The sequence below is a fragment of the Parasedimentitalea psychrophila genome (genome assembly GCF_030285785.1).
Lineage (GTDB): Bacteria > Pseudomonadota > Alphaproteobacteria > Rhodobacterales > Rhodobacteraceae > Parasedimentitalea > Parasedimentitalea psychrophila.
In genome coordinates, this window is sequence record NZ_CP127247.1 from 2,483,458 (window position 1) to 2,506,774 (window position 23,317).

Annotated in this window: 26 protein-coding genes; 12 read left to right on the forward strand and 14 right to left on the reverse strand. The window is 59.4% G+C overall.

The window, feature by feature from the left end; genetic code table 11:
* The first annotated feature begins 25 nt into the window (after positions 1-25).
* Positions 26-628, forward strand: a complete 603-nt coding sequence (locus tag QPJ95_RS12080; RefSeq protein ID WP_270917993.1) for a 2-hydroxychromene-2-carboxylate isomerase — start codon at positions 26-28, stop codon at positions 626-628.
* Positions 625-1,440 carry an alpha/beta fold hydrolase gene (locus QPJ95_RS12085; protein WP_270917992.1) on the forward strand — a complete coding sequence of 272 codons (816 nt, stop codon included), beginning with the start codon at positions 625-627 and terminating at the stop codon, positions 1,438-1,440. Before QPJ95_RS12080 ends, QPJ95_RS12085 begins: the two co-directional genes overlap by 4 nt.
* Positions 1,441-1,553: 113 nt before the next feature.
* On the opposite strand, the gene QPJ95_RS12090 is transcribed toward QPJ95_RS12085, so the two are convergent.
* The 7 genes from QPJ95_RS12090 to QPJ95_RS12120 all read right to left on the reverse strand — a co-directional run bounded on the left by QPJ95_RS12090 (position 1,554) and on the right by QPJ95_RS12120 (position 7,669).
* Positions 1,554-2,588 carry a threonine aldolase family protein gene (locus QPJ95_RS12090; protein ID WP_270917991.1) on the reverse strand — a complete coding sequence of 345 codons (1,035 nt, stop codon included), beginning with the start codon at positions 2,586-2,588 and terminating at the stop codon, positions 1,554-1,556.
* The gene (locus QPJ95_RS12095) at positions 2,588-3,058 is read right to left on the reverse strand and encodes a YcgN family cysteine cluster protein (RefSeq protein WP_270917990.1); all 471 of its coding nucleotides are present in this window, start codon (positions 3,056-3,058) and stop codon (positions 2,588-2,590) included. Before QPJ95_RS12095 ends, QPJ95_RS12090 begins: the two co-directional genes overlap by 1 nt.
* On the reverse strand, positions 3,055-3,987 hold the full coding sequence (locus tag QPJ95_RS12100) for a bifunctional riboflavin kinase/FAD synthetase (protein ID WP_270917989.1): 933 nt from the start codon (positions 3,985-3,987) through the stop codon (positions 3,055-3,057). Before QPJ95_RS12100 ends, QPJ95_RS12095 begins: the two co-directional genes overlap by 4 nt.
* Before the next feature lie 473 nt (positions 3,988-4,460).
* Complete coding sequence (locus QPJ95_RS12105; RefSeq protein ID WP_270917988.1) at positions 4,461-4,970, reverse strand: hypothetical protein; 510 nt, start codon at positions 4,968-4,970, stop codon at positions 4,461-4,463.
* A gap of 162 nt (positions 4,971-5,132) precedes the next feature.
* Positions 5,133-5,576 carry a MaoC family dehydratase gene (locus tag QPJ95_RS12110; protein WP_270917987.1) on the reverse strand — a complete coding sequence of 148 codons (444 nt, stop codon included), beginning with the start codon at positions 5,574-5,576 and terminating at the stop codon, positions 5,133-5,135.
* Positions 5,577-5,676: 100 nt separating this feature from the next.
* A complete protein-coding gene (locus tag QPJ95_RS12115; protein ID WP_270917986.1) occupies positions 5,677-6,552 on the reverse strand; it encodes a TIGR01459 family HAD-type hydrolase in 876 nt (291 codons plus the stop codon).
* Between the two features lie 196 nt (positions 6,553-6,748).
* A complete protein-coding gene (locus QPJ95_RS12120) occupies positions 6,749-7,669 on the reverse strand; it encodes a manganese-dependent inorganic pyrophosphatase (protein WP_270917985.1) in 921 nt (306 codons plus the stop codon).
* A gap of 147 nt (positions 7,670-7,816) precedes the next feature.
* Between QPJ95_RS12120 and QPJ95_RS12125 the strand changes: the two genes are divergently transcribed.
* The 6 genes from QPJ95_RS12125 to QPJ95_RS12150 all read left to right on the forward strand — a co-directional run bounded on the left by QPJ95_RS12125 (position 7,817) and on the right by QPJ95_RS12150 (position 13,381).
* The gene (locus QPJ95_RS12125) at positions 7,817-8,494 is read left to right on the forward strand and encodes a DUF2161 domain-containing phosphodiesterase (protein ID WP_270917984.1); all 678 of its coding nucleotides are present in this window, start codon (positions 7,817-7,819) and stop codon (positions 8,492-8,494) included.
* Between the two features lie 148 nt (positions 8,495-8,642).
* The gene (locus QPJ95_RS12130; protein ID WP_270917983.1) at positions 8,643-8,930 is read left to right on the forward strand and encodes a co-chaperone GroES; all 288 of its coding nucleotides are present in this window, start codon (positions 8,643-8,645) and stop codon (positions 8,928-8,930) included.
* Between the two features lie 64 nt (positions 8,931-8,994).
* A complete protein-coding gene (gene groL, locus QPJ95_RS12135; RefSeq protein WP_270917982.1) occupies positions 8,995-10,641 on the forward strand; it encodes a chaperonin GroEL in 1,647 nt (548 codons plus the stop codon).
* 590 nt (positions 10,642-11,231) lie between these two features.
* Positions 11,232-11,462: a hypothetical protein gene (locus QPJ95_RS12140; protein ID WP_270917981.1), complete on the forward strand. Its 231-nt coding sequence runs from the start codon at positions 11,232-11,234 to the stop codon at positions 11,460-11,462.
* Between the two features lie 164 nt (positions 11,463-11,626).
* Entirely contained in the window at positions 11,627-12,475 is an 849-nt protein-coding gene (locus tag QPJ95_RS12145; protein ID WP_270917980.1) for a DMT family transporter, read from the forward strand.
* Positions 12,476-12,559: 84 nt separating this feature from the next.
* The gene (locus tag QPJ95_RS12150) at positions 12,560-13,381 is read left to right on the forward strand and encodes an esterase/lipase family protein (protein ID WP_270917979.1); all 822 of its coding nucleotides are present in this window, start codon (positions 12,560-12,562) and stop codon (positions 13,379-13,381) included.
* Between the two features lie 87 nt (positions 13,382-13,468).
* Here QPJ95_RS12150 and QPJ95_RS12155 read toward each other — a convergent pair whose 3' ends face one another.
* Positions 13,469-14,545, reverse strand: coding sequence for a 5-(carboxyamino)imidazole ribonucleotide synthase (locus QPJ95_RS12155; protein ID WP_270917978.1), 1,077 nt, complete (start codon positions 14,543-14,545; stop codon positions 13,469-13,471).
* Positions 14,538-15,026, reverse strand: coding sequence for a 5-(carboxyamino)imidazole ribonucleotide mutase (gene purE, locus QPJ95_RS12160; RefSeq protein ID WP_270917977.1), 489 nt, complete (start codon positions 15,024-15,026; stop codon positions 14,538-14,540). Before purE ends, QPJ95_RS12155 begins: the two co-directional genes overlap by 8 nt.
* Positions 15,027-15,338: 312 nt before the next feature.
* Here purE and QPJ95_RS12165 point away from each other — a divergent pair, with 312 nt between their 5' ends.
* A complete protein-coding gene (locus tag QPJ95_RS12165; RefSeq protein WP_270917976.1) occupies positions 15,339-15,593 on the forward strand; it encodes a hypothetical protein in 255 nt (84 codons plus the stop codon).
* A 27-nt stretch (positions 15,594-15,620) separates the two neighbouring features.
* Here QPJ95_RS12165 and QPJ95_RS12170 read toward each other — a convergent pair whose 3' ends face one another.
* Together QPJ95_RS12170 and QPJ95_RS12175 are read right to left on the reverse strand one after the other, a co-directional pair.
* Positions 15,621-16,553: a sterol desaturase family protein gene (locus QPJ95_RS12170; RefSeq protein WP_270917975.1), complete on the reverse strand. Its 933-nt coding sequence runs from the start codon at positions 16,551-16,553 to the stop codon at positions 15,621-15,623.
* A 135-nt stretch (positions 16,554-16,688) separates the two neighbouring features.
* Complete coding sequence (locus QPJ95_RS12175) at positions 16,689-16,913, reverse strand: YdcH family protein (RefSeq protein WP_270917974.1); 225 nt, start codon at positions 16,911-16,913, stop codon at positions 16,689-16,691.
* A gap of 177 nt (positions 16,914-17,090) precedes the next feature.
* Here QPJ95_RS12175 and QPJ95_RS12180 point away from each other — a divergent pair, with 177 nt between their 5' ends.
* Together QPJ95_RS12180 and QPJ95_RS12185 are read left to right on the forward strand one after the other, a co-directional pair.
* Positions 17,091-17,507 carry an Hsp20 family protein gene (locus QPJ95_RS12180; protein WP_270917973.1) on the forward strand — a complete coding sequence of 139 codons (417 nt, stop codon included), beginning with the start codon at positions 17,091-17,093 and terminating at the stop codon, positions 17,505-17,507.
* Positions 17,507-17,731, forward strand: coding sequence for a DUF1150 family protein (locus QPJ95_RS12185; protein ID WP_270917972.1), 225 nt, complete (start codon positions 17,507-17,509; stop codon positions 17,729-17,731). The genes QPJ95_RS12180 and QPJ95_RS12185 overlap by 1 nt, the downstream gene beginning before the upstream one ends.
* A 41-nt stretch (positions 17,732-17,772) precedes the next feature.
* Here QPJ95_RS12185 and QPJ95_RS12190 read toward each other — a convergent pair whose 3' ends face one another.
* Positions 17,773-18,393 carry a sulfotransferase family 2 domain-containing protein gene (locus tag QPJ95_RS12190; protein WP_270917971.1) on the reverse strand — a complete coding sequence of 207 codons (621 nt, stop codon included), beginning with the start codon at positions 18,391-18,393 and terminating at the stop codon, positions 17,773-17,775.
* A gap of 478 nt (positions 18,394-18,871) precedes the next feature.
* Here QPJ95_RS12190 and QPJ95_RS12195 point away from each other — a divergent pair, with 478 nt between their 5' ends.
* Positions 18,872-19,540, forward strand: coding sequence for a sulfotransferase family 2 domain-containing protein (locus QPJ95_RS12195; RefSeq protein ID WP_270917970.1), 669 nt, complete (start codon positions 18,872-18,874; stop codon positions 19,538-19,540).
* Between the two features lie 113 nt (positions 19,541-19,653).
* Here the strand turns inward: QPJ95_RS12195 and QPJ95_RS12200 are convergent, their stop codons facing one another.
* Entirely contained in the window at positions 19,654-21,369 is a 1,716-nt protein-coding gene (locus QPJ95_RS12200) for a bifunctional sulfate adenylyltransferase/adenylylsulfate kinase (protein WP_270917969.1), read from the reverse strand.
* Between the two features lie 195 nt (positions 21,370-21,564).
* Positions 21,565-23,277 (reverse strand): adenylate/guanylate cyclase domain-containing protein, encoded by a 1,713-nt coding sequence (locus QPJ95_RS12205; protein ID WP_270917968.1) that lies wholly within the window; start codon positions 23,275-23,277, stop codon positions 21,565-21,567.
* Positions 23,278-23,317: the final 40 nt, after the last annotated feature.

Genomic DNA, 23,317 nt, shown 5'->3' on the forward strand with positions numbered 1-23,317 from the left:
AGTTCTTAGGCAGGAGAAAGCCAATATGTCCCGGATCACCTTCTATTTTTCCACCCTGTCGCCCTTTACCTATCTCGCGGGCACCCGGCTGGAGGAGATCGCAGCCCGGCATGGCGCCGAGATCCTCTATAAGCCGCTGGATATCATGGCGCTGTTTGGCCGCACCGGCGGCAGCCCTCCCAAGGATCGTCATCCCTCGCGTCAGCAATACCGGCTGATCGAAATGCAGCGCCAGGCCAAGAAGGCCGGGCTGATGCTGAACCTGAAACCGGCCTTTTGGCCCACCAACCCGGCACCGTCGTCTTATGCCTTTATTGCGGCGCAGACCGCAGGTGGTGGCGATCTGGGCAAACTGCATCACGCCCTGACCCGCGCAGTCTGGGCTGAAGACAAGAACATCGCCGAGGACGGTGTGATCCGTGGATGTCTCGAAAGCGCCGGTTTCGACGCCGCGCTGGCGGATAGTGGATTGCTGACCGGCGCCGAGACCTATGCGCAAAACCTCGAGGAAGCTGTCAGCGCTGGGGTGTTCGGCGCGCCGTTTTATATCACCGATGATGGGGCCCGGTTCTGGGGGCAGGACCGGCTAGAGGAGCTGGATCAGCACCTGTCGGACCGCGCGCCATGAACATAGCTAGCCGCACAGTGTCGCAACCGGTGCCGCAACCGGTGTTCAGCCGCCGCTTCGGGTCCGGCCCCAGGCCGGTGCTGGCCTTGCACTGTTCGCTGGCCCATTCCGGCACCTGGAGGGGGGTGGCAGCTGAGCTGTCCGAGGAGGCAACCTTGACGGCCTTTGACCTGCTGACCCATGGCAAGAGCCCGGACTGGGATCAGCAGGGTGATTTCCAGGATCGAAATGTCGCAGCCGGCTTGTCGCTGCTGAGCCAGCCGATGGATCTGGTCGGCCATTCTTTTGGCGCTACGGTGGCGCTGCAGATGGCGCTCCGGCGGCCGGACCTTGTGCGCAGCCTGACGCTGATCGAGCCGGTGTTCTTTGCCGCCGCTGAGGATGTCGGCCTGCTGCGGGATCTAAAGGAGCAGAGCCGGCCCTTTACCGAGGCGCTCATGGCGGGGGACCCGGCGCTGGCCGCACGCCTGTTCAATCGGATGTGGAGCTCGGGGGCGCCGAAATGGCCGGATCTGACAGAGACCACCCGTGCGGCAATGGTGCGGGCGATTGAAATTGTGCCGGCCTGTGATCCGGCGGTTCACACCGATCGCGGGGGATTGCTGGCTCCGGGCGGGGCGGATTGCCTTGCGATGCCAATCTTGCTGCTGCATGGCTCCGAGACCAACCCGGTGATCCCATCGGTCAATGCCGGCTTGCTGCGGCAGCTGCCAAATGCCCGCGTTGCAGTAATCCAAGGAGCCGGTCATATGGTGTCGATCTCACACCCAGCCGAGGTGGCCGCCGCGTTGCGGAGCCTGTGGAGCACCTAGTTGCTCCACAGGCTCCGCTTTGGAGGCGCAGGCCTATCAGCCCGATCCGCTCTTCATCTGGCCAAAAATATCCCGGGGGTTTGGGGGCTGGCCCCCATCCCTCGATCTCGATCTCAGATCAACGCCAGAAATTGGTCAATCTGCTCTCTGCTGATCGACCAGTCGCAAACAAACCGGGCGCCGACCATCTCGTCGCCGGGACCTTGCAGCGGTGCATCCCACAGATGATATGACGCGCCCGCGTCAAAGGCGCGCTGGTGGCTGGCGCGGGGCAGGGAGGCAAAGATCATATTGGCCTCGGGCCGGTGCAGGAATTCAGCCCCGGCCTGGCGCAGCCGCTCAGCCAGATAGGCACTGTTGCCATTGGCTTTGCGGGCGTTGTCCAGCCACAGATCCTGTTGCAGATAGGCCAGCATCTGCGCCGCCAGATAGCGGGTCTTGGAGAAAAGATGTGCGCCGCGCTTGCGCCGCAGCTCAAATTCCCAGGCATGTTTCGGGTCAAAGAAGATCACCGCCTCGACCCCCATGCAGCCGTTTTTGGTGCCGCCAAAGCTGACCGCATCTACCCCGGCCTTCCAGCTCATCTCAGCCGCCGTACAATCAAGCGCCACCATGGCATTGGCAAAGCGCGCCCCGTCCAGATGCACCGGCAGGTCAAACTCAGCCGCCACCGCAGTCAGCGCCCGCAATTCCTCCAGCGAATAGACCGACCCTCGTTCGGTCACCTGACTGATCGCCACCGGGCCGCGCTGCGGCCCGTGTACGCCGCGGGTTTCTTCTGCCTCGATGGCTTTGCGCAGGCCCTGCGCGGTCATCTTGTCACCGCAGGGCACCAGGGTCAGCTTGGCGCCACCGGAATAGAACTCGGGCGCGTTGCACTCGTCTTCATGAATATGCGCCACATCGGAACAGAATACGGTCTGATAGGGCTGGCTCAGGGTGGCCAGCGCCAACGCATTGGCGGCGGTGCCGGTGGCGACCAGAAAGACCGCCGCCTCAGGCGCCTCAAACACCTCGCGCAGAGTATCGCGCAAGGTCTCCATCTGGGCATCGGCGCCATAGCCCAAGGCATAGCCGGTATTGGCCTGCGTCAGCGCCTGCAGAATATGCGGGTGAACCGGGCCAGAGTTGTCAGAGGCAAAATACATCAGATTGGTTCCTCGATAATATGGTTTTCCCAGTCTTCTTCCGGGGTGTCGAATTCCGATACGGTCCAGCCTTTGACCGAGACCCCGGCGGCGTGCACAGAGTCCGGCGTGCCGGTCAGCAATGGATGCCAGTCGGGCAGCGGTTTGCCCTCCCACAGCAGCCGGTAGGCGCAGGTCTGCGGCATCCAGTAGGCGTGACTGTCCAGGTTGCTTGGCTTTAGCACGATGCATTCGGGGACAAAGTTATGGCGGATGTCATATTGGGCGCAGAGGCAGCTGGCATCGTCCAGCAACCGGCAGGCCACCCGGGTCAGCGCCACCTCGCCGGTGTCTTCGTCTTCCAGCTTGTTCAGGCAGCACTTGCCGCAGCCGTCACACAGCGCTTCCCACTCTTTTTGGTTCATCTTGTTCAGCGGTTTCTTTTCCCAGAAACGCTTGGCAAGCCCGGTGCGGTCGATCACGTCAGTCATGTCTTGGCCAATATCTCGCGGGCAGTGGCGCAGTCCGCATTCATCTGCGTGATCAATGCCTCCAGCCCGTCAAATTTCAATTCAGGTCGCAGGAACTCAACCAGCCCAACCGACAGGGTTGCCCCATACAGATCACCAGAGAAGTCAAAGATGAAGGTCTCCAGATTGGGGTGATCGCCATCGAACATCGGCCGCACCCCCATTGAGGCAGCTCCGTGGTATGACCCCGCATGGGGGCCATCCAGCACATCCACCAGCACCGCATAGACGCCAAAGGCCGGTGGGTGCAGCCCGTCGATTGACATATTGGCGGTCGGAAAGCCCAGCTCTCGGCCACGCTGTTCACCGCCAATCACCCGACCTTCGATGCGGTGCCAATGGCTCAACATCGCGGCGGCATCGCGCGGTCGCGCCTCGCTCAGCGCCTGTCGGATCGCGGTCGAGGACACGGTATGTTGCGAATATTCCATCAGCGGCGCGATGGTGACGCCAAAGCCAAACTGCGCGCCAAAGCGTTGCAGATCCTGCGGCGTGCCACTGCGGCCCTTGCCAAAGCAGAAATCCGCTCCAACCACCACATGCGCCAGCCCCAGACCCTCGGCGATCACATCCCGGGCGAACTGTTCAGGGGTCAGCCCGGACAATGCCGCGTTAAAGTTCAGCTGATACAGTCGGTCCACCCCCAGCTTCTCCAGCCGCGAGGCGCGGGCCTCGGGCGACATCAGCCGGAACGGTGGTGCCTCCGGCGCGAAATACTCGCGCGGGTGCGGCTCGAACGACATCACCCCCAGCGGCGCGTCAGGCGCCGCCTGTCGGGCCAGATCAATCACCGATTGATGGCCGCGATGGAGGCCGTCGAAATTGCCAATCGCAACGCTGGCGCCGCGGTCTTGGGGTTCTATAAACTGATAGTCTCGGATGGTGCGCATGGGGGCATCCGTACCCGCAGTGGCCGCACGGTTCAAGTCGCCTGTCAGGGAAAAACAATGGTCCGGACCTGCACAAGCCCGGCAGGGGCATGGCCGGGCGGTTGGCGGCAGGGGGAAGCCGGGCTGTTGGGGCACCGGCTCGGTCCTGATTGCCTGTTAACCGGGCGAACGCCCCCTTCACCGGACCCTCATCCCCAGCTGTCACTGTTGTCGCTGATCGATCCTTCGCCGGGCAGTTACGCGCCCGGTGTCGTACAGGCAGGAAACAGGGCCCGGTGGCACGGGCTCCGACCAACCGGTTTGGCCGGGCGGGGGTAACGCCTTGTTCCGATTTCCGCACAGGGCGGCGCCGCCATTTCATCCACCTGAAAATAGAAATGCCGAACTGATAAACGCAAAACCACCGCCCCGGAGAGGTCCGAGGCGGCGGTTCACTGTGCCCAATCCCCGGGCGCAGCTCGTCATGCGAGGGATTAGCCCAGCTGTTCCTGGTTGCAGGTGCGGGCCAGTTCGATGGCTTTATAGGTTCCGGTCAGATCGACCGCGAAGCCATAGGCCTTCTCTGGGAACACATCCATGACATATTTGCGGGCCAGATCGTCCACAAATTGCGGGTCATCAGATAGGATATAGCCACCCGAGTAGCCCTTGGTGATATTGCCGCGCATGCCAGTTGCCTGACCGACATACAGGTTGCCATCCAGCGAAATCAGCACCGCCTGAGTATCACCCTTCTTGATGTCGGTCTCTGCGGTGGTGAACACACCGACATAGCCAATACCGCGGTCCTTGGTCAGACCCATCTGCACCACATGGCCCAGATCATCGGCCTTCTCGATCAGACAAGAGCTTTTTTCGGTGTCGATAATGACCACCCAGCCGTCAACCTCGCCGTATTGTAAAAACGGTGCATCGCCAGCACTTGCGGTGGTGGCCAGTCCAGCCAGTGTTGCGCCGATAAAAAGTGTCTTTAGATCAAACATGTCCAGTCCTCAAAATCCAATAACGGCCCCGGGGGGTAGGGGCCGGGCACAAAGAAGTGTAATGGAGAAAGGCACCGGGGCAACCGGTATTGCAATACTCGGCAGCTAAACGCTGACCCGCCGCAGCCGTAGGGTGCGTGCTGGCACGCACCACCACCGGGGTCAGTCGAATTTGCGTGAGGGGGCCAGCACCGTGGCCTCGCCGATCAGAACCTTTTTGCCGTCGATGCTGCAATGGCAGTCCAGCTTGACCCGCCGCTTGGCGATATCAATGTCGATCACCTGGACCTCGGCATGGACCAGATCACCGGGGCGCACCGGCGCCAGGAACTTCAGCGTCTGGCCCATATAGACGGTGCCATGTCCGGGCAGTTGCTCGCCTATCACCGCCGAGATCAACCCGGCGGTCAGCATCCCATGGGCGATCCGGCCCTGAAAGATGGTGTCGCGGGCATAGTCATCATCCAGATGCACCGGGTTCCGGTCGGTCGAGACCTCGGCGAACATCTCGATGTCGCGATCTGTTACCACTTTTTGCAACGAGCGGGTCATGCCCATTTCGATGTCTTCGATGCAGATGGTTCCGCGTGGCTGGTTGTCCAACATATCGCCTCCGATTCGGTGCTCTTGAAATTATCAAACGTCAGACCTCAACGTTTCGCAACTTTATTACTTCGCAGCTGCAGAAAATCAAGAGCCAATTGGGCTATCGCAAGCGCCCAATGGTATAGGTCGGGGCTGAGCCCTGCTGCTCCAGATAGGTCTTTAGTGCCTCTGGATCGGGCTGAGTGGCGGTTCTGGTCTCTTTTGCGGCCAGCCCACCCGAGATGAACAGGGTATCGATGCCCTCGCCCATGCCACCAGAGATATCGGTGTGGGGACCATCGCCAATGGCCAGAATGTCGGCGTCAGGAATGTCGAGGCCCAGTTCCAGCAACCGGCGGCGGGCCAGATCATAGATCGGCGGGTGCGGTTTGCCAAAATACAGGCTCTCTCCGCCCATCTCGGTGTAGAGTTTCGCCAAGGCCCCGGAACACCAGATGCGGGTCTCGCCCACGTCGACAATAATATCGGGATTGGCGCAGAGCAATTTCAGGCCCTTTTGCTTGGCATACAGGAAATCGGCGCGGTTTACCTCAGGGTCTGCGGTGGGATCAAACGGACCGCAGCACACGATGCCCTCGGCCTCGGCCAGCGGAACCGAGGTGATCTCGCAGGGTTTTTCCAACAGATGCAGCGGTTCAAAGAAGCCGGCGTCCCGGTCCCATTCCCCCATGAAATAGACTTTCTCACCAACCGCGCCGCGAAACATAGCTGAACGCGCAGAATCGCCCGAGGTGGCAATGGTGTCATAGGCGTCTGTGGGCACGTTGAAATCAGCCAGTTGCTGGGCCACCCCGGCGCGCGGGCGCGGCGAATTGGTGACCAGAACCACAATGCCACCGGCAGCGCGGTAAGCCTGCAACGCGGCAACCGCCTCGGGGTAGGCGGTGATGCCATTGTGAACGCAGCCCCAAAGATCAACAAACAACGCCTTGTAACGATCAGAGACCTCGGGGAGGGCGGAGATGATTTGGGTCATGATGCGTCCTTGAGCTGGTTCAAATCGACATATGGCGCAATCCGCTGTCAATATCCATGCGCAGATGGGGGGATCTGTCTGCATGACCGGGTTTGGCTTTGGGCGTGACCCTGTTGGCGCAGCAACCATATCTGGACCAAAATGAAATAGGCGCCCGGTAAGGCGCCTATTCAGTATTCAAATTTAAGGCCGCCAATCAGACCTTCAGGTTGGGGATGATCTGTTTTTTGCGGCTCATCACGCCGGGCAGCACCACGGTGTCGCCGCTGACAGTGGCGCCAAAGCTTTTCTCGGCCAGGGTTTTGACCAGATCGTTGGGCACCAACAGGGTGGCCTCTTCGTTCAGGATGTCGATGACAAACAGCAGAACCTGCTCGACACCGTCCTCAGAGGCCACGGTTTTCATGGCGTCCATCAGGCTGGCCTTGCGGTCCAGCACAACAGCCGGAGCGGTGGTTTCCAGCACGCTGACGCGGAACTTGGTGCCCTCGACAGCATATTCCTTGGAATCCATTCGCAGCAGTTCTGCATCCGAGAACGACGAGACGTCGGATTTGGCGGCGAACATTTCAGCGGCGTAGGTCGGGATGTCCAGATCCAGATCGGCGGCCAGCGTCTCGGCCACGGCGCGGTCGTGATCGGTGGTGGTGGGGCTGCGGAACTCCAGGGTGTCGGACAGGATGCAGGTCAGGGCGGCTGCCATGATCTCCTTTGGCATCTTGGCAGCGTCATCGCCGATCAGGTCCAGCATGATGGTGGCAGTACAGGCCAGCGGACGGATGGTGATGTCGATCGGGCCTTTGGTCTCCAGCCCGCCAACCAGCTTGTGGTGGTCGATGATGGCCTGAACATCAGCGCCGTTGATATTAGCGGGCAACTCAGCCGGGTTGTTGGTGTCAACGATGATCACCGGCTGGTCGTCGGCAACATCCGTGATGATTTCCGGCTTGTCCAGGTTCCAGCGGTCCAACATGAACAGGGCTTCGGTGTTGGGCTCGCCCAGCAGTTTGGCCTCGGCGTCAATGCCTTTGATCTCGTTCAGGTACCAGGCCCAGATGATGGGCGAGCCGGTGGAATCAGTATCGGGGGATTTATGTCCAAAAATCTGAATGGTCATCATGCGATCCTATCGTCAACGGAGAGTTTGCGCGCCTTATAACAGGGTGAACCCACTTGTCACCCCGCCGAGGCTGCCCTGCAGTCCAGAGTTTGCAGCGCTGAGTTTAGTGTGTTTCCCGTCGCCGCATGCGGATAAGGTCGGCGGATGAATCGCGAAGATCAACTTTACCCGCCGGTCAAGGCACTGCTGGAACGTCAGGGCTATACCGTCAAGGGCGAGGTAGGGGCTGCCGATGTGGTGGCGCGGCGCGGCGATGACCCGGTGGTGGTGGTCGAGTTGAAGCTGCGGTTTTCGCTGTCGCTGTTCCATCAGGCAATCACCCGTATGGCGATTACAGATATGGTCTATATCGCGGTGCCCAAGCCTACGGGCAAACAGGCGCGGCGGATGCTCAAGGACAATCTGGCGATGTGCCGCCGGCTGGGGCTGGGGCTGATCACCGTGCTGGGTGATGGCCGCGCCGAGGTGCACTGCGATCCCGGCCCCTATGCGCCGCGCAAGTCCAAGAAGAAACAGACGCGGCTGCTGCGCGAGTTCGACCGCCTTCAGGGCGACCCCAATGCCGGCGGCGCCACCCGGCATGGCATTGTCACCGGTTACCGGCAGGACGCCCTGCGCTGCGCTGCCTATCTGGCCGAAAACAGCCCGGCGAGGGGGCGGGACGTGGCATCAGCCACCGGCGTTGCCGCGGCCACAGGTTTAATGCGCGATAACCATTATGGCTGGTTCGAGAAGGTCTCGATCGGCGTTTATGCGCTGGCGCCGCAGGGCTCGGACGGCTTGAAGCACTGGGCTTACAGCTGGCAGCAGGCAAAGGTCTGAAAAAACTGCGCGGGTGATGTTGACACCTGCCTATGCACTGCCTAGCTATCCCTCGTTAGCACTCACTTGATGTGAGTGATAACGGCCCCTGCCACGGCGTAGGGTGTCTTGGAATTATAACCTTTGATCCTTTAAAGGAGCTGCAAAGATGGCATTGAAACCGCTTCACGACCGCGTTCTGGTTCGTCGCACTGAAAGTGACGAAAAAACTTCTGGTGGACTGATCATTCCTGAATCCGCCAAGGAAAAGCCAAGCGAAGGCCAAGTCGTCGCAATCGGCGAAGGCGCTCGCAAGGACAGCGGTGAGCTGATCGACATGTCGGTAAAAGCAGGCGACACGATCCTGTTCGGCAAATGGTCCGGCACCGAAGTCACCGTCGACGGCGAAGAGCTGCTGATGATGAAAGAAAGCGACATCATGGGTATCATCGAGTAAGCCACCCGGCGTCTCTGATCCCACTATCGCTCACAAACACAGATTTTCTCGAGGAGAATAAAACATGGCTGCTAAGGACGTCAAATTCGACACCGATGCCCGCAACCGTATGTTGGCCGGCGTCAACATTCTGGCTGACGCTGTCAAAGTAACCCTGGGCCCCAAAGGCCGTAACGTGGTTATCGACAAATCCTTTGGCGCACCGCGCATCACCAAAGATGGTGTGACCGTTGCCAAAGAAATCGAACTGGAAGACAAGTTCGAAAACATGGGCGCTCAGATGCTCAAAGAAGTTGCGTCGCGCACCAACGACGAAGCTGGCGACGGCACCACCACTGCCACCGTTCTGGCCCAGGCGATTGTTCGCGAAGGTCTGAAGCAGGTTGCTGCTGGCCTGAACCCAATGGATCTGAAGCGCGGCATCGATCTGGCAACTTCCAACGTTGTTGCAGCGATCAAAGCGGCGTCACGTGAAGTTAAAGACACCGCTGAAGTTGCTCAGGTCGGCACCATCTCTGCCAACGGCGAAGCCGCCATTGGTCAGCAGATTGCGGATGCGATGCAGAAGGTTGGTAACGAAGGTGTTATCACCGTCGAAGAGAACAAAGGCCTGGAAACAGAGACCGATGTTGTCGAAGGCATGCAGTTCGACCGCGGCTACCTGTCGCCTTACTTTGTCACCAATCCTGACAAGATGATTGCAGACCTCGAAGACTGCATGATCCTGCTGCACGAAAAGAAACTGTCGTCGCTGCAGTCGATGGTGCCACTGCTCGAGCAGGTGATCCAGAGCCAGAAGCCGCTGCTGATCATTGCTGAAGACATCGAAGGCGAAGCGCTGGCAACTCTGGTTGTCAACAAACTGCGCGGCGGCCTGAAGATTGCGGCTGTCAAAGCACCTGGTTTCGGCGATCGCCGCAAAGCCATGCTGCAGGACATCGCCATTCTGACCGGTGGTCAGGTGATCTCCGAAGATCTGGGCATGAAGCTTGAGTCCGTCACCATGGACATGCTGGGCACTGCCAAGAAGATCGAAATCACCAAAGATGAGACCACTATCATCGACGGTGCTGGCGAAAAAGCTGAGATCGAAGCACGTGTTGCTCAGATCCGCACCCAGATCGAAGAAACTTCGTCGGATTACGACAAAGAGAAGCTGCAAGAGCGCGTTGCCAAACTGGCCGGCGGTGTTGCTGTTATCCGCGTTGGTGGCATGACCGAAGTGGAAGTCAAAGAGCGTAAAGACCGCGTTGACGATGCACTGAACGCGACTCGCGCTGCTGTGCAAGAAGGCGTCATCGTTGGTGGTGGTGTTGCTCTGGTTCAGGCTGGCAAAGGTCTGATCGGTCTGGAAGGCGCCAATGCTGACCAGAACGCAGGTATCGTCATCGTGCGCAAAGCTCTGGAAGCTCCGCTGCGTCAGATCGCCGAAAATGCTGGTGTTGACGGTGCGGTTGTGGCTGGCAAAGTGCGCGAGAGCGACGATGTCACCTTTGGCTTCAACGCTCAGACCGAAGAATATGGCGACATGTTCGCATTCGGCGTGATCGATCCGGCCAAAGTGGTTCGCACCGCTCTGGAAGATGCGGCTTCGATTGCTGGTCTGCTGATCACCACCGAAGCAATGATCGCTGACAAGCCATCCAAAGAGGGCGCCGGTGGCGGCATGCCTGACATGGGCGGCATGGGCGGCATGGGCGGCATGATGTAATCACAAGTCCTCTGGACTTATGAAGCCCGACAGGCGGCCTTCCTTTTGGCAGGCCTGCTGGGCGGGTAAATCACGCCATCCTACCGGATGAATTGGGGTCGCCTTCGGGCGGCCCCATTTTTGTTTGAGCCCGCCAGGCCGGGCTGCCTTCGGCGAGAGTATTTTTACAAAGAAGAAATTTCAGGTCAGGGAATAGACACCAAAAGCAACTGGGATGGTGCATTTACGTCGGCCCATTGTCGCGGGCGCCTGTTGCGCATGGGCAACATTTTTCACCCTCAGTTATTTTCCCCCTATGGTTGTGATGCCTTTTCTGCTATCCGCGTCCTTGTGTTCAACCCATAGCCACAGGAGGCGTCTCATGATCCATATTGCAACATGTTCTCGTCTTCGCTTTGCTGGCCGATGGGTCATAACGCAGGCCCAGCGAACCTGCTGATCCTGCCTTACCGGCAACACGTCTCTTCACATCTGAAGCCTGACCGGGCCTGAATTGGGCCTGAGCCGCGGCTATCTGCCGTCTGCTCTCTGCCCAACCAAATCTCAACTCAACCCAAGGAGCCCTGTGTTTTATGCAGGGGCTAAACATCATGACACGACTTGAATCCAGATCGCCGTTTGCGGATCTGAATACCGCGTTACTGCAAATCACCGCCGACTTTGGCAAGTGGCAGGTGCTGAGCGCCTTGCTGCGACATCTGATGGTGCGCAAGACTCCGGTGGCCATGCTGTCGCCGCCGATGAGCGACCATATGCGCAAAGATATCGGATTGCCGGTGATAAACGACCGGCCGCCGCGCGGTTTACCGCATTGGATTTGACAATTGGGGTCGCCTTGGGGCGGCCCTTTTTGTCGCGATCTGGGGGTAGTAGCATGGGTGTTCGGGGTTCGATGATTGCTGTTATACCTGCGGCCCAGGTGTTACCAAGTTACGTATTCTGAACACCTTGGCCAGACTTAACAGGCCTATAGCGAGGGTCGAATATGCGGCTTATATTTTTGACAGGGGTGGTCATGCTGGCCTTTGCCGGCAATTCCATATTGAACCGATTGGCGGTTGGATCGGGGGATATCAGCGCCATGGGTTTTGCGCAGATCCGGCTGGTAGCCGGGGTGGTGATGTTGCTGGGCCTGTGTCACTGGCGCCGGCAAAGCCTGTCGCAATCGCCCCGGATGAGCCTGTTTGGCGGGGGCGCGCTGGCGCTGTATATGATTGGCTTCTCGCTGGCCTATCGCAATCTGGACGCCGGGCTGGGGGCGCTGATCCTGTTTGGCGTTGTGCAGATCACCATGTTTGGCTGGGGCGCGCTGCGGGGGGCGGTGGTGGCGCCGGCGCAGGCTCTGGGGGCGCTGCTGGCCTTTGGGGGGCTGGCCTATGTGCTGTGGCCGACAGGAACGGTGCAGGTGCCTCTGAGCGGCGCGGCCTTCATGGCGGCGGCGGGTCTGGGCTGGGCGATATACAGTCTGCTGGGGCGGCAGGTGAAATCGCCGCTGGCGGCCACAACGCAGAATTTCATCTGGGCAAGTGTGATGCTGCTGCCCCTGACCTGGTGGCTGGCCGAGCCGCTGGCGATATCTGTTACTGGCGCAGGCCTGGCGATTGTGTCGGGGGCGGTGACCTCGGGGCTGGGGTATGCGCTGTGGTACCGGGTGCTGCCGCAGTTGCAACCGGCAGTGGCGGCCACGGTGCAGCTGAGCGTGCCGGTGATTGCCATATTGGTCGGGGCGATCGGATTGGGAGAGAGCCTGTCGGTGCAATTACTGATCGGGACGCTGGCGGTGCTGGGCGGCATCGCGCTGGTTATCACGCGGGCACCGCGGCCCGCAGGCTGAACAGGGGGGGCACTGGGGTTTCACAGGGTTTCACAGGGGTTCACTGGGGTTTCCCAGGGGCCAGTTTAGGATTATTTGTACAGTATGATAGATTTCAGATCCGGCCTGCTGGCCATCACCTTGCTGCTGCCGCTGTCACCGGCCCGTGCCGGTACCGGTACCGGTCCTGGGGACTGTGTGATCCTGCTGCACGGGCTGGCGCGCAGCGAGGCCTCATTTGCGGTGATGGAGCAGGTGTTCAAGGCGCGCGGCTACCGGGTGGTGGTGCCCGGCTACCCCTCGACCGATCTGCCGATCCCGGCGCTGGCAGATCTGACCCTGCCAAAAGCGGTGGCAGATTGCGGTGACGGGCCTGTGCATTTTGTCACCCATTCCATGGGCGGCATCCTGCTGCGCTATTGGCTGCAGGACAACCACCCCGGCAACATGGGCCGCGCGGTCATGCTGGGTCCGCCCAATCACGGCAGTGAACTGGTGGATGAACTGGGCGACTGGGAGGTGTTTGGTCTGCTGAACGGCCCGGCGGGGATGCAGTTGGGCACCGGCCCGGATGGGGTGCCGCAACAGCTGCCTGCGGTGGATTTCCCCCTAGGGGTGATCGCCGGTGAAAATTCAATCAACCCGGTGTTCTCCAAGCTGATTGAGGGGCCGGATGATGGCAAGGTTTCGGTCCGCTCGACTATGGTCGAGGGCATGACCGAGCATCTGACGCTTCCGGTCACCCATACCTTCATGATGAACAACTCCAAGGTCATCGTGCAGGTGCTGCATTTTATCGAATTTGGCCGCTTCGACGAAACGATGAGTTGGATCGGTTCGGTACTGGGCGTTATCGAGGAGGCCTGCAAGGGGCTGGGCTGCGGTCGCGGGGATGATGCGATCGGCGAGACAGAGGAAGCGGACTAATCTGTTTGGCTGAGAGCCCTCAGCTGTGGCCGGTGCCCGCAACACCCGCCGGTTGGCGGGTGTTGCGGGCACCGGCTCTGGCGATCATCAGCCCTTTTTGCGGATGATGCGGTTCACATGGCCCATCTTGCGGCCCGGTTTGGTCACGGCCTTGCCGTATAGGTGAAGGGCACAATCGGCCTCTTTCGCCAGCTCCGGCAGCCGGTCCATATCGTCGCCGATCAGGTTTTCCATCACCACGTCACTGTGCCGTTGACCGTCGCCCAAAGGCCAGCCGACCACCGCACGGATGTGCTGTTCGAACTGATCGACGCTGCAACCGTTCTGAGTCCAGTGGCCTGAGTTATGAACCCGCGGGGCGATTTCATTGACCACCAGACCGGCGGGCGTCACAAACAGCTCAACCCCCAGAACACCGACATAATCCAACTCGTTCAGGATCCGCCCGGCCAGCAGAACCGCATCCATGCGCTGACTGCCGCTTAGCTTGGCTGGCACGGTTGTGGTGTCCAGAATACCATCGGTATGGACGTTCTCACCCGGATCATAGCAGGCGACATCGCCCTGCAAGCCGCGCGCGGCAATCACCGATATTTCGTGGCTGAAGGTGATAAAGCCCTCAAGCAGCGCCGGGGCGCCACTCATATCCGCCAGCGCCTGTGGCGCATCGTTGAGTGTCTTGATCCGCGCCTGCCCCTTGCCGTCATAGCCAAAGCGGCGGGTTTTCAGGATCGCGGGCGCACCGATCTCTGCCAGTGCGGCATCCAGACTGGCCTGATCACTGATATCGGCAAAAGGCGCCGTGTTGAGCCCCAGACCTTGCAGGAAATTCTTCTCGGTCAGCCGGTCCTGACTGATCCGCAGCGCCTCGCGGCCGGGACGGATCGGGCATTGGCGTTCGAGAATGTCCAGCGCCTCGGTGGGGATGTTCTCGAACTCATAGGTGATCACATCTACCGAGGCGGCAAAGGCCGTAAGGGCCTCGACGTCATCGTAGCCTGCGGTGGTGACACGATCGGCCACCTGACCGGCGGGCGGATTGGCACCGGGTTCATAGATATGGCAGACAAAGCCAAGCCGTGATGCGGCAACCGACAGCATCCGGCCCAACTGGCCACCGCCAAGAATGCCAATGGTGGCACCGAGTTTCAGGGCATCAGTCATCCACTGGCTCCTCGGGGATAGAGGCCGACAGGGCGTCGCGCCAGGCGGTCAGGCGGTCAGCTAGGGCAGCGTCCTGCAGCGCCAGAATGCCAGCCGCCATCAGACCTGCATTGGCAGCCCCGGCAGCGCCGATGGCCATGGTGGCAACCGGAAAGCCCTTGGGCATCTGTACGATGGAATAGAGCGAGTCGACGCCGGACAGCGCCCGGGTCTGCACCGGCACGCCAACCACGGGAATGCGGGTTTTTGAGGCCACCATACCGGGCAGATGCGCGGCGCCACCAGCCCCTGCGATAATCACCTGCAAGCCCCGGTCGGCGGCGGATTTGCCATAGCTCCACAACCGGTCGGGGGTGCGGTGGGCCGAGACGATCTTGGCCTCATAGGCCACGCCCAGCTCGTCGAGAATATTGGCGGCTTCTTTCATGGTGGGCCAGTCCGACTGGCTGCCCATGATGATACCCACTTTGATGTCGGCCATATGTGCCTCGTCCCTTGTCTTACTGCGGTGCGCGGGATGCCTCCGCCGGGGTGAAAGAGAAGCGGGCACTATAGGGAAAACACAGGCCGGCGCAATGCGGCATTGGGGCGGCATTAGGAGCGCCGGCAAATTCAGCCAGCAGCAATCTGACATGAAAAACCGGCGACACTTAAAAGGGGAAGGCGGTTCATAACGACACGTCAACACTCTTGATTTATGATCTCGTCACGACCTAAAAAAGGGCTTCACTATTTATGCGGCAACTCGAAAGAGTTTTCCCGTAACACTCAGACGTTTCTAGGAATATATTATATGAGCCTACCAAGATTTTTCACAGCTGCCGCTGTTGCCGCCAGCTTGACCCTGGCCAGCGTTGCGCCAGCTGCTGCTGGAACGGTTACTGCACCGACATCAAGTGGCCCCAGCAATGGTGAAAAGGCGCTGATCAGCGTCGCGCTTATTGGTTTGATTGCATGGATTACCACCGGCTCCACTGCGTCTTCTGGCGCGACAGTCACCCGCAACGGCAGCAGTACCTCGGGCAATTTCACCGTGCTCAAGTTCTGAGCTCAAGTTCTGATCAATACCAAAAGACTATTCCGGGGTAGACCCGGATTTCCCAAAGCGGCGAAATTGGCTGCGAAACGGGTATAAAAGGGTGGCCACCAAACGGTGGTCGCCCATTTTTTTTGTTTCCATATCGCCCAGACCAAAGCTCAGCTGCTCTTTGCGCCGGATCACAAACAACGTCCCAAACATCCAGTCCCACAGGGCCAGAGTTTGACCATAGTTCTTGTTGTAATGCGCCGACTGGTCACTGTGGTGAATCTGGTGCTGGGCCGGCGATATGATGATCCGCTCTAACAGGGGTCCAAAGCTGATCCAGATGTGAGAGTGGTGAAAGTTCGCCATCGCAATATTGGCCAGGACGATAAAGGCATTGACCCCAGCGATTTGCGCAATTGCGGTCTCTGGCGCCAGCGGACCAATCAGCAGGCCCTGAGCGACCCCGATCAGAACGGAGTGGAGGGGCACGGTGATGAGATAGCCAAGTGGATGTTGTCTGTAGGCGGTGAACGGCGACATCACCTGGGCGCTGTGGTGAACCGCATGCAGCGACCACAGAACCCGCTGACTGTGGTGGATGCGGTGAATCCAATAGGCTGCGCAATCGGACACGATCCACAGTATCAGGGCCAATACGATGGGACTGGGAGGGTTCGAGCCGAGCAGGCCATCGGAAAAGATCTGCGAGCTGCCATAGGCTGAGACCGTGAGCAGGGAGATCCGGCCAAAGAACCCGCTGAAGGCGGCCAGCCGGCCAATCGCAAAGAGTTTCAGATCAAGCCAGTGAGACTCATGCGTATAGATCTCTTTTGGCAGCAACCATGTCCAGAAGCCGTTTGTCTGCCTGCGCAAGCGGTAGATGATCCAGGCGGCCAGTATTGACAGGAGCAGAAATTCCGGGGCCACGGCAACCGATGCGCCAAAGAAATTTATGTAGAGGTCTGAAAGCGTTTCAATCATTAGATGCCGTTCTGACAAGCGCTGAAAATGGGACGACTATTCACTGGAAAAATCAGTCAGTGGTGTGGAGCATTCTGGCGCATTCTTCGGCCAGACCCAATAGGCCCAGACCCTGTAAGCCCTGCGCCGGATGCCTCAGGCAATAATATCCGGCATCAGCCGGTCCTCGATCATGGCGATGATATCCTTGAGCCACAGCTTTTGCTTTTTCAGGCGGCGGATGGTCAGCTGATCACCGGTGCCCTTGTCCTGCAAGGCATGTATTGCCTCGTCCAGATCGCGGTGCTGGCGGCGGAACACTTCGAGTTCAACCTTCAGCACGTCATCAGTTTTCATGGAAATATCGGTGGGGGCGTTCATTGGCGACTCGACTGAAGTGGAAAAGACCTTGGCGCAGGATAGGCGTTTACGATGTTTTCGCCTAGACCCTGTAGGTCTTGCTCTTGTTAAAATGATAGTTTCTTCCCATATTCACTGCGCAGGCTGCCACCTTGGGGTCTGCTCTCACCGTCGCTTACGCTTTGAAGGACGAAATACGTGTCAAAACTCACTCTGGGCTCTTACCCACATATGCTGGGATTCGAGCAACTGGAACGCCTGCTCGAACGCTCGGCCAAGTCGGGCAACGAGGGCTATCCGCCTTATAACATCGAACAAACATCCGATTTTTCTTATCGCATTACCCTGGCCGTGGCCGGGTTTGCCGAGGGTGATCTGGCCATCACCATCGAGGACCGCCAATTGGTGATCCGTGGCCGCCAGGGCGAAGACAGCGAAGAACGGGTGTTTTTGCACCGGGGAATTGCGGCGCGGCAATTCCAGCGCATGTTTGTGCTGGCCGATGGTGTCGAAGTTGGCGATGCCATCATAGAGAACGGCCTGCTGCATGTGGACCTGACCCGCTCACGTCCGGAAACCGTGGTGCAGACCATCAACATCAGAAAGAGCGAATGATGCAGCGAACACGTGAACACAGCGAGTCTCAATCGCGCGCAGCCTATGTGAAAACCGTCGATGTCGCCGATCTGCCCGAAGAGATGCAGAAGGGTGGCAAGGGGCGCAGCCATCTTTATGCGTTGCACGACGCCGAGGGCAAGCAACTGGCCGTGGTTGCCGAGCGCCACATGGCCTTTGTGCTGGCGCGTCAGAACGATTATGTGCCGGTTCCGGTCCACTGATCCAATTGGTTCGGCTGGATTTCCCCTGTTCGCGGCTGTCCCTAGCGACCCAGTGCCCGGCGGTGCAAGGCAAAGTCGCGGGCATAGAACCGGCGAATGAGCCAGGCGGTCATGGCTGAGGTGGAGATTTCGGCGGCGCCCCGTTTTGAGGTGTTTCGGCGGCTGTTCGGATCGTATTGAAGCTGTTCTCCAAGCCGCGCCGACAGGCCCGAGATGGTGTGCTCCAGACCATTCTCCAAGGCGGTAATCTGCGCCCCGGGCAAGATGAACTGGCGCTGCGGGCGGATGTGGTTGTCCAGCACAAAGCGGTTCCTGTAATAGGCGCGAAACATCCGGGTGACCCAGGCGTTGAACTCCATCTGCGGCCCGGATCCATGTTCCATACGCCAGCGATATTCGCTCTGCAGCCGGGATATGGGATCGCGAAGAATGGTAAACACCGCATCGAAACTGTTTGGATTGATCATTTGTGTCAGCAGGGTGGCGTGAAAATGCTGAAAGGAGCATTTCAGATGGCGCAGGATTGTATCGGCGCGGCCACCACCATCCTGAAAGGTAACCTGCCAGCCGTTGGACAGGAATATGTGATCAACAGTTGTCCCCGCAGATTTGGGGATATGAACGAACAGAACAGCCTTGCCGTTCTTTTTGTAAATGGGCATTCACAGTCCTCTACCTGAGGTCAGGGGAGCTGTTTCCTATCGTAATGTATTTTCGATCCTCCGCCAAGATTTCCCAATTGCGTTTTAACGCTGGGAGATGGCGAATGTTGCAGCCGCCCGCCCTCATCCCTGCGATGTTTCGATAACGAGGGACATCGCAGGGCGCCGCTGATTTCAGCGCCGAGGTGGTGGAAAACAGCGGCAGACCCCAGCTGTCAGCTCGCGATTTCGGCGTCTTCCTTTGCCGCTGCAAAGGGAACATTATGCATTGGCCCGAACAGCACCCCGCGCTTATTTGTGATGTCCTGCCGTGCTGCAGTTCAAAGGGGTATTTCCGGTGCTGTTGTCTCAATCCCAGGGTGGCCACAGGGCCCGGGTTGGCTCTCTGTGGCGGCCCATTGACCAAGGCGGTTTATCTGATAGTAATCTGAAAAAATTGACTTAATTCTTCCATTGCCGATAAAGAGGGCTTGCGCCGATGCCGATTTCCCTGAGCAAAAACTTTTTGTTTGTGCATATCCCAAAAACTGCCGGCAGCACTGTACACGCAGCTTTGCGACCCTATTGTGTGAGCCGCAACAGAACCTTGCTGCGGCGTGCGGTTTCGTGGCTTCCGGTGAAAGAGAACCCCGAGAAAGCCTATATTCGTGGACATTCCACATCGGCGGTATTCAAATCCAAACTGGATCCTGCGCTGTTTCAGAGGCTTCACAAATTTGCCATCGTGCGCAATCCCTATGATCATGCGGTGTCCAGCTATGTGTTCACGCAGTCCAATACTCATGGCCGTCGCCATAGGGACGCACAGAGTTGGAGCTTTTCGGATTTCCTGTCTTATCTGGAGAAAAAAGACAGAATATTGCCGCGCAATCAAACCACATGGCTGGTGAACCGCGCGGGCGATTTGCAGGTTGACCGTCTTCTTTTTCAAGAAGAGCTGGACAATGGATTTGCGCAGCTTTGCGGATTTCTAAATATTCCACATGAGGGAGCGCTGCCTCGGGTCAATGCGACGAAACGTAAGGATTACCGGACCTATTATTCGGCGGATTCAAAGCGGCGCGTCGAGGCTCTTTATGCGCGTGATTTTGATTTGTTTGGCTATGATTTCGAGGTTGGAAAACCAGTTCGAAACCCCTTGGCCTGAGGCGTGCAGCCGCTGCCGGGCAAATCCGCCGGGGCTGGCGCAAACATAGGTCTTTAAACGATAACGGCCCACCTGTTGGGCGGGCCGTTGTAGGGGCAGATCGCAGGCGTAAATCAGCCTGAGATCAGACCCATGCTTTCCAGTTTCAGCAGCACCTGATGGGCGCAGTTGTCGACCTCGACGTTTTCGGTTTCCACCGACAGCTCCGGCTTGGTCGGCATCTCATAGGGATCGGAAATACCGGTGAACTCTTTGATCTTGCCAGCGCGCGCCAGCGCATACAGTCCCTTGCGGTCGCGACGTTCGCATTCTTCCAATGTGGTGGCCACATGCACTTCGACAAAGGCACCAAAGGCTTCGATGTCTTCGCGAACCAGACGCCGGGTGGTGGTATAAGGCGCGATTGGTGCGCAGATGGCGATGCCGCCGTTCTTGGTGATCTCGGAGGCAACATAGCCGATGCGGCGGATGTTCAGGTCACGGTGCTCTTTGCTGAACCCGAGTTCCGAGGACAGGTTTTTACGCACCACGTCGCCATCCAGCAGCGTCACCGGGCGACCGCCCATTTCCATCAGCTTGACCATCAGCGCGTTGGCGATGGTGGACTTGCCAGAGCCGGACAGGCCGGTGAAGAACACGGTGAACCCCTGCTTGGAGCGGGCGGGCTTGGTGCGGCGCAGCTCTGTGACCACCTCAGGGAACGAGAACCACTCGGGGATCTCAAGACCCTCAGCCAGACGGCGGCGCAGTTCGGTGCCCGAGATGTTCAGGATGGTGACGTTATCACGATCTTCGATGGTGTCGTTGGGCTCGTACTGGGCGCGTTCCTGCACATAGACCATATGTTTGAAATCAACCATTTCACAGCCGATTTCAGACTGGTTCTCGCGGTACATATCCTGGGCGTCATAGGCGCCATAGAAGTCGTCACCGGCTGAGTTCTTGCCGGGGCCGGCGTGGTCGCGGCCAACGATGAAGTGGGTGCAGCCGTGATTGGCGCGGATCAACCCGTGCCAGACCGCCTCACGCGGGCCAGCCATCCGCATCGCCAGGTTCAGCAGGCTCATGCTGGTGGTGGCGGCCGGGTATTTGTCCAGCACCGCCTCGTAGCAGCGCACCCGGGTAAAGTGATCGACGTCACCGGGTTTGGTCATGCCGACAATCGGGTGGATCAGCAGGTTGGCCTGCGCCTCGCGGGCGGCGCGGAAGGTCAGCTCCTGGTGGGCGCGGTGCAGCGGATTGCGGGTCTGGAACGCCACGATCTTGCGCCAGCCCAGTTTGCGGAAATAGGCGCGCAGCTCGTTTGGGGTGTCGCGGCGGGCGCGGAAGTCATAGTGCACCGGCTGCTGGATGCCGATGACCGGGCCACCAAGGTAGATCTTGCCCGCCTGATTGTGCAGGTAGTTGACCGCCGGGTGGGCGTCGTCGTCAGCGCCAAACACCTTCTCGGCCTCATGCGCCTTGTTTGGCTGCCAGTTATCGGTGACGGTCATGGTCGCCAGAATGACGCCTTCCTGATCGCGCAGGGCGATGTCTTCGCCATCTTTCAGCGATGCGGCGAAATCTTCGGAAACGTCCAGGGTGATCGGCATCGGCCAGAGCTGACCATCTGCCAGCCGCATATTGTCGACAACGCCGTTGTAATCGGCCTCGGACAGGAAGCCCTTCAGGGGGTTGAACCCACCATTCATCAGCAATTCCAGATCGCAGATCTGGCGTGGAGACAGGTCGTGGCTTTTGAGGTTGCCCGCTTCGGACTTCAACTTCTGGGCCGAGTCGTAGGAAACATAAAGTTCTGGAATGGGGGCCAGATTACTATTCATTTTCATGTGAAATCTCTCATCACTTGCACAGGGGGTTGTCCTGGATTTGGCTTGATCGCGGTGGTTTTCTGGGGCGAAATACCCCGGAGAGGTGACTAAAGTCTAGCGTATGGGCGGAATAAGGATGGAATGTGCCGAATTGGTGTCAGACGGGAATGTTTCCGGCCTGATCTCAGTTGCTAAGGAAAACATCCGTGTCTTTTACACCTGTTCAGACAGAATTGTAACCGTGTCCACTGGCTCTGGCGGCGCCGATAGCAGCATGACCAGAGCCGAGGCCTGTTGCACCGGCAGCGCGTTGAGCGGTTGCTCGACTCCGCGCAGCTCGAAGGTGTGGAATTTTGCCGTCGCAGCCATGAGGCCCGCGGTCTGCACCACCTGTTCGGATATCAGCAGTTCGACGCCAAGATCCTTGGTCTTGGCCTCAAGGCGGCTGGCGGTGTTGACGGTGGCACCAATGAGGGTGCGTGGCGCATTGCTGGTGGTGCCGATTTCACCCAGCACAACGGTGCCAGTGTGCAGGCCCATGCCGATCCGCACCGGCTCATCCCCCTCTGAGGCCAGTAGCCTGTTGAAACGGGCCAGCGCGACGCCGATGTCGCTGACGGCTTCTATGGCGGCCCTGGATGAGGCGGCGGAGCTGTCCATCTCGAACAGGGCCAGCAGCCCGTCGCCCATGTATTTGTCCACCGTGCCGCCGGCGCGGGTGATCTCGGGCACCACGGCGTCAAAGAACCGGTTCAGCAGAAAGACCACATCATAGGGCAGCAGATCGGCCGAGCGGGCGGTGAAGCCGCGGATGTCGAGGAACAGCACCGCGATGGTCTTCTCCTCGCCCTGCGCCGAATGGACCCGGCGTCGCCCCTTGGGCCGATAGACTCGTTTCACCGTCAGCGCCGCGGTCGGGTAGATCTGGCAGGCCAGGCGGACATCCCCGGGTGCTTTTACCGCCCGCAGCGCGCGTGCCTCGGCTGGGCTGGCAGCGGGCAGGCTGTCGCCACCTTTGGTGACGGCGACCCGACAGGTGGTGCAGCGCCCCTTGCCGCCGCACAGCGAGGTGTGGGGAACGCCGTTGAGCTGCGAGATTTCCAGCAGCGTCAAGCCGCGCTCGACGGTTATGTCGGGGCCGTTTACGTAGTGAATCCTGACCGATTGCCGCTTGCGGGCAAACCGGCGTATATAGAAGGCGCTGATGGCCATCCCCAACAGGGCGAAAAACACCCAGAGGCTGATCTCATATACCCGGGTCAGATGCGCCAATTCAGTCAGGTCGGGCCAGTTAAAATCTTCCTGGATGGCCTCGGCATTGCCGGGCACCAGATAGATAGCCCACATCCTGCGGCCTTCGGTGATCAGCCCGGCCAGCGCCAATGTGGGCACCAGTACCGCCACGCCGATCAGATAGGGTGCAATCGGGCGCCACCAGTAGGTGATCCGCAGCCACATGTGCATGCCGATGCAGCCATGCACCCAGACCACCAGCAGCAGCAGGTACTGGTGCCAGATCTCCGGCGAGTTCCACAGCAACAGGATCACCGAAGACATCTGGTCTTCGACGTCAAAGACCCGGTCGGCGTAGTTGGTGAAAACGACGTGCTGGATCAGCTGCAGCGGGATCGCCAGGCCAAAGAACAGCTGCACCGCCTGGGCCACCGTCATCCGCAGGGTACGGCGGCTGGCGACCTGCCAAAGGGCAAGCCCACCGTGCAGCAACAGCGCGCCAAACAGCAGGATCTGACCGGGAGGGTGGCCGGTGGCCAGTGCGCGCGCCTCCTGCACCTGAATCATAAAATCAGGGGAGACAAGACCGGCCGCGATGTTCAGGAAATGGAAGAATGCATAGACCAGCAGGAAAATCCCGCTCACGGTTCGGCTGCGCTGAACCAGATTGCCCTGCCAGATTGCCTGCGCCAATGGACCTATCTTTCCGGTTGATCCGGTCAGGGTGCTGGAT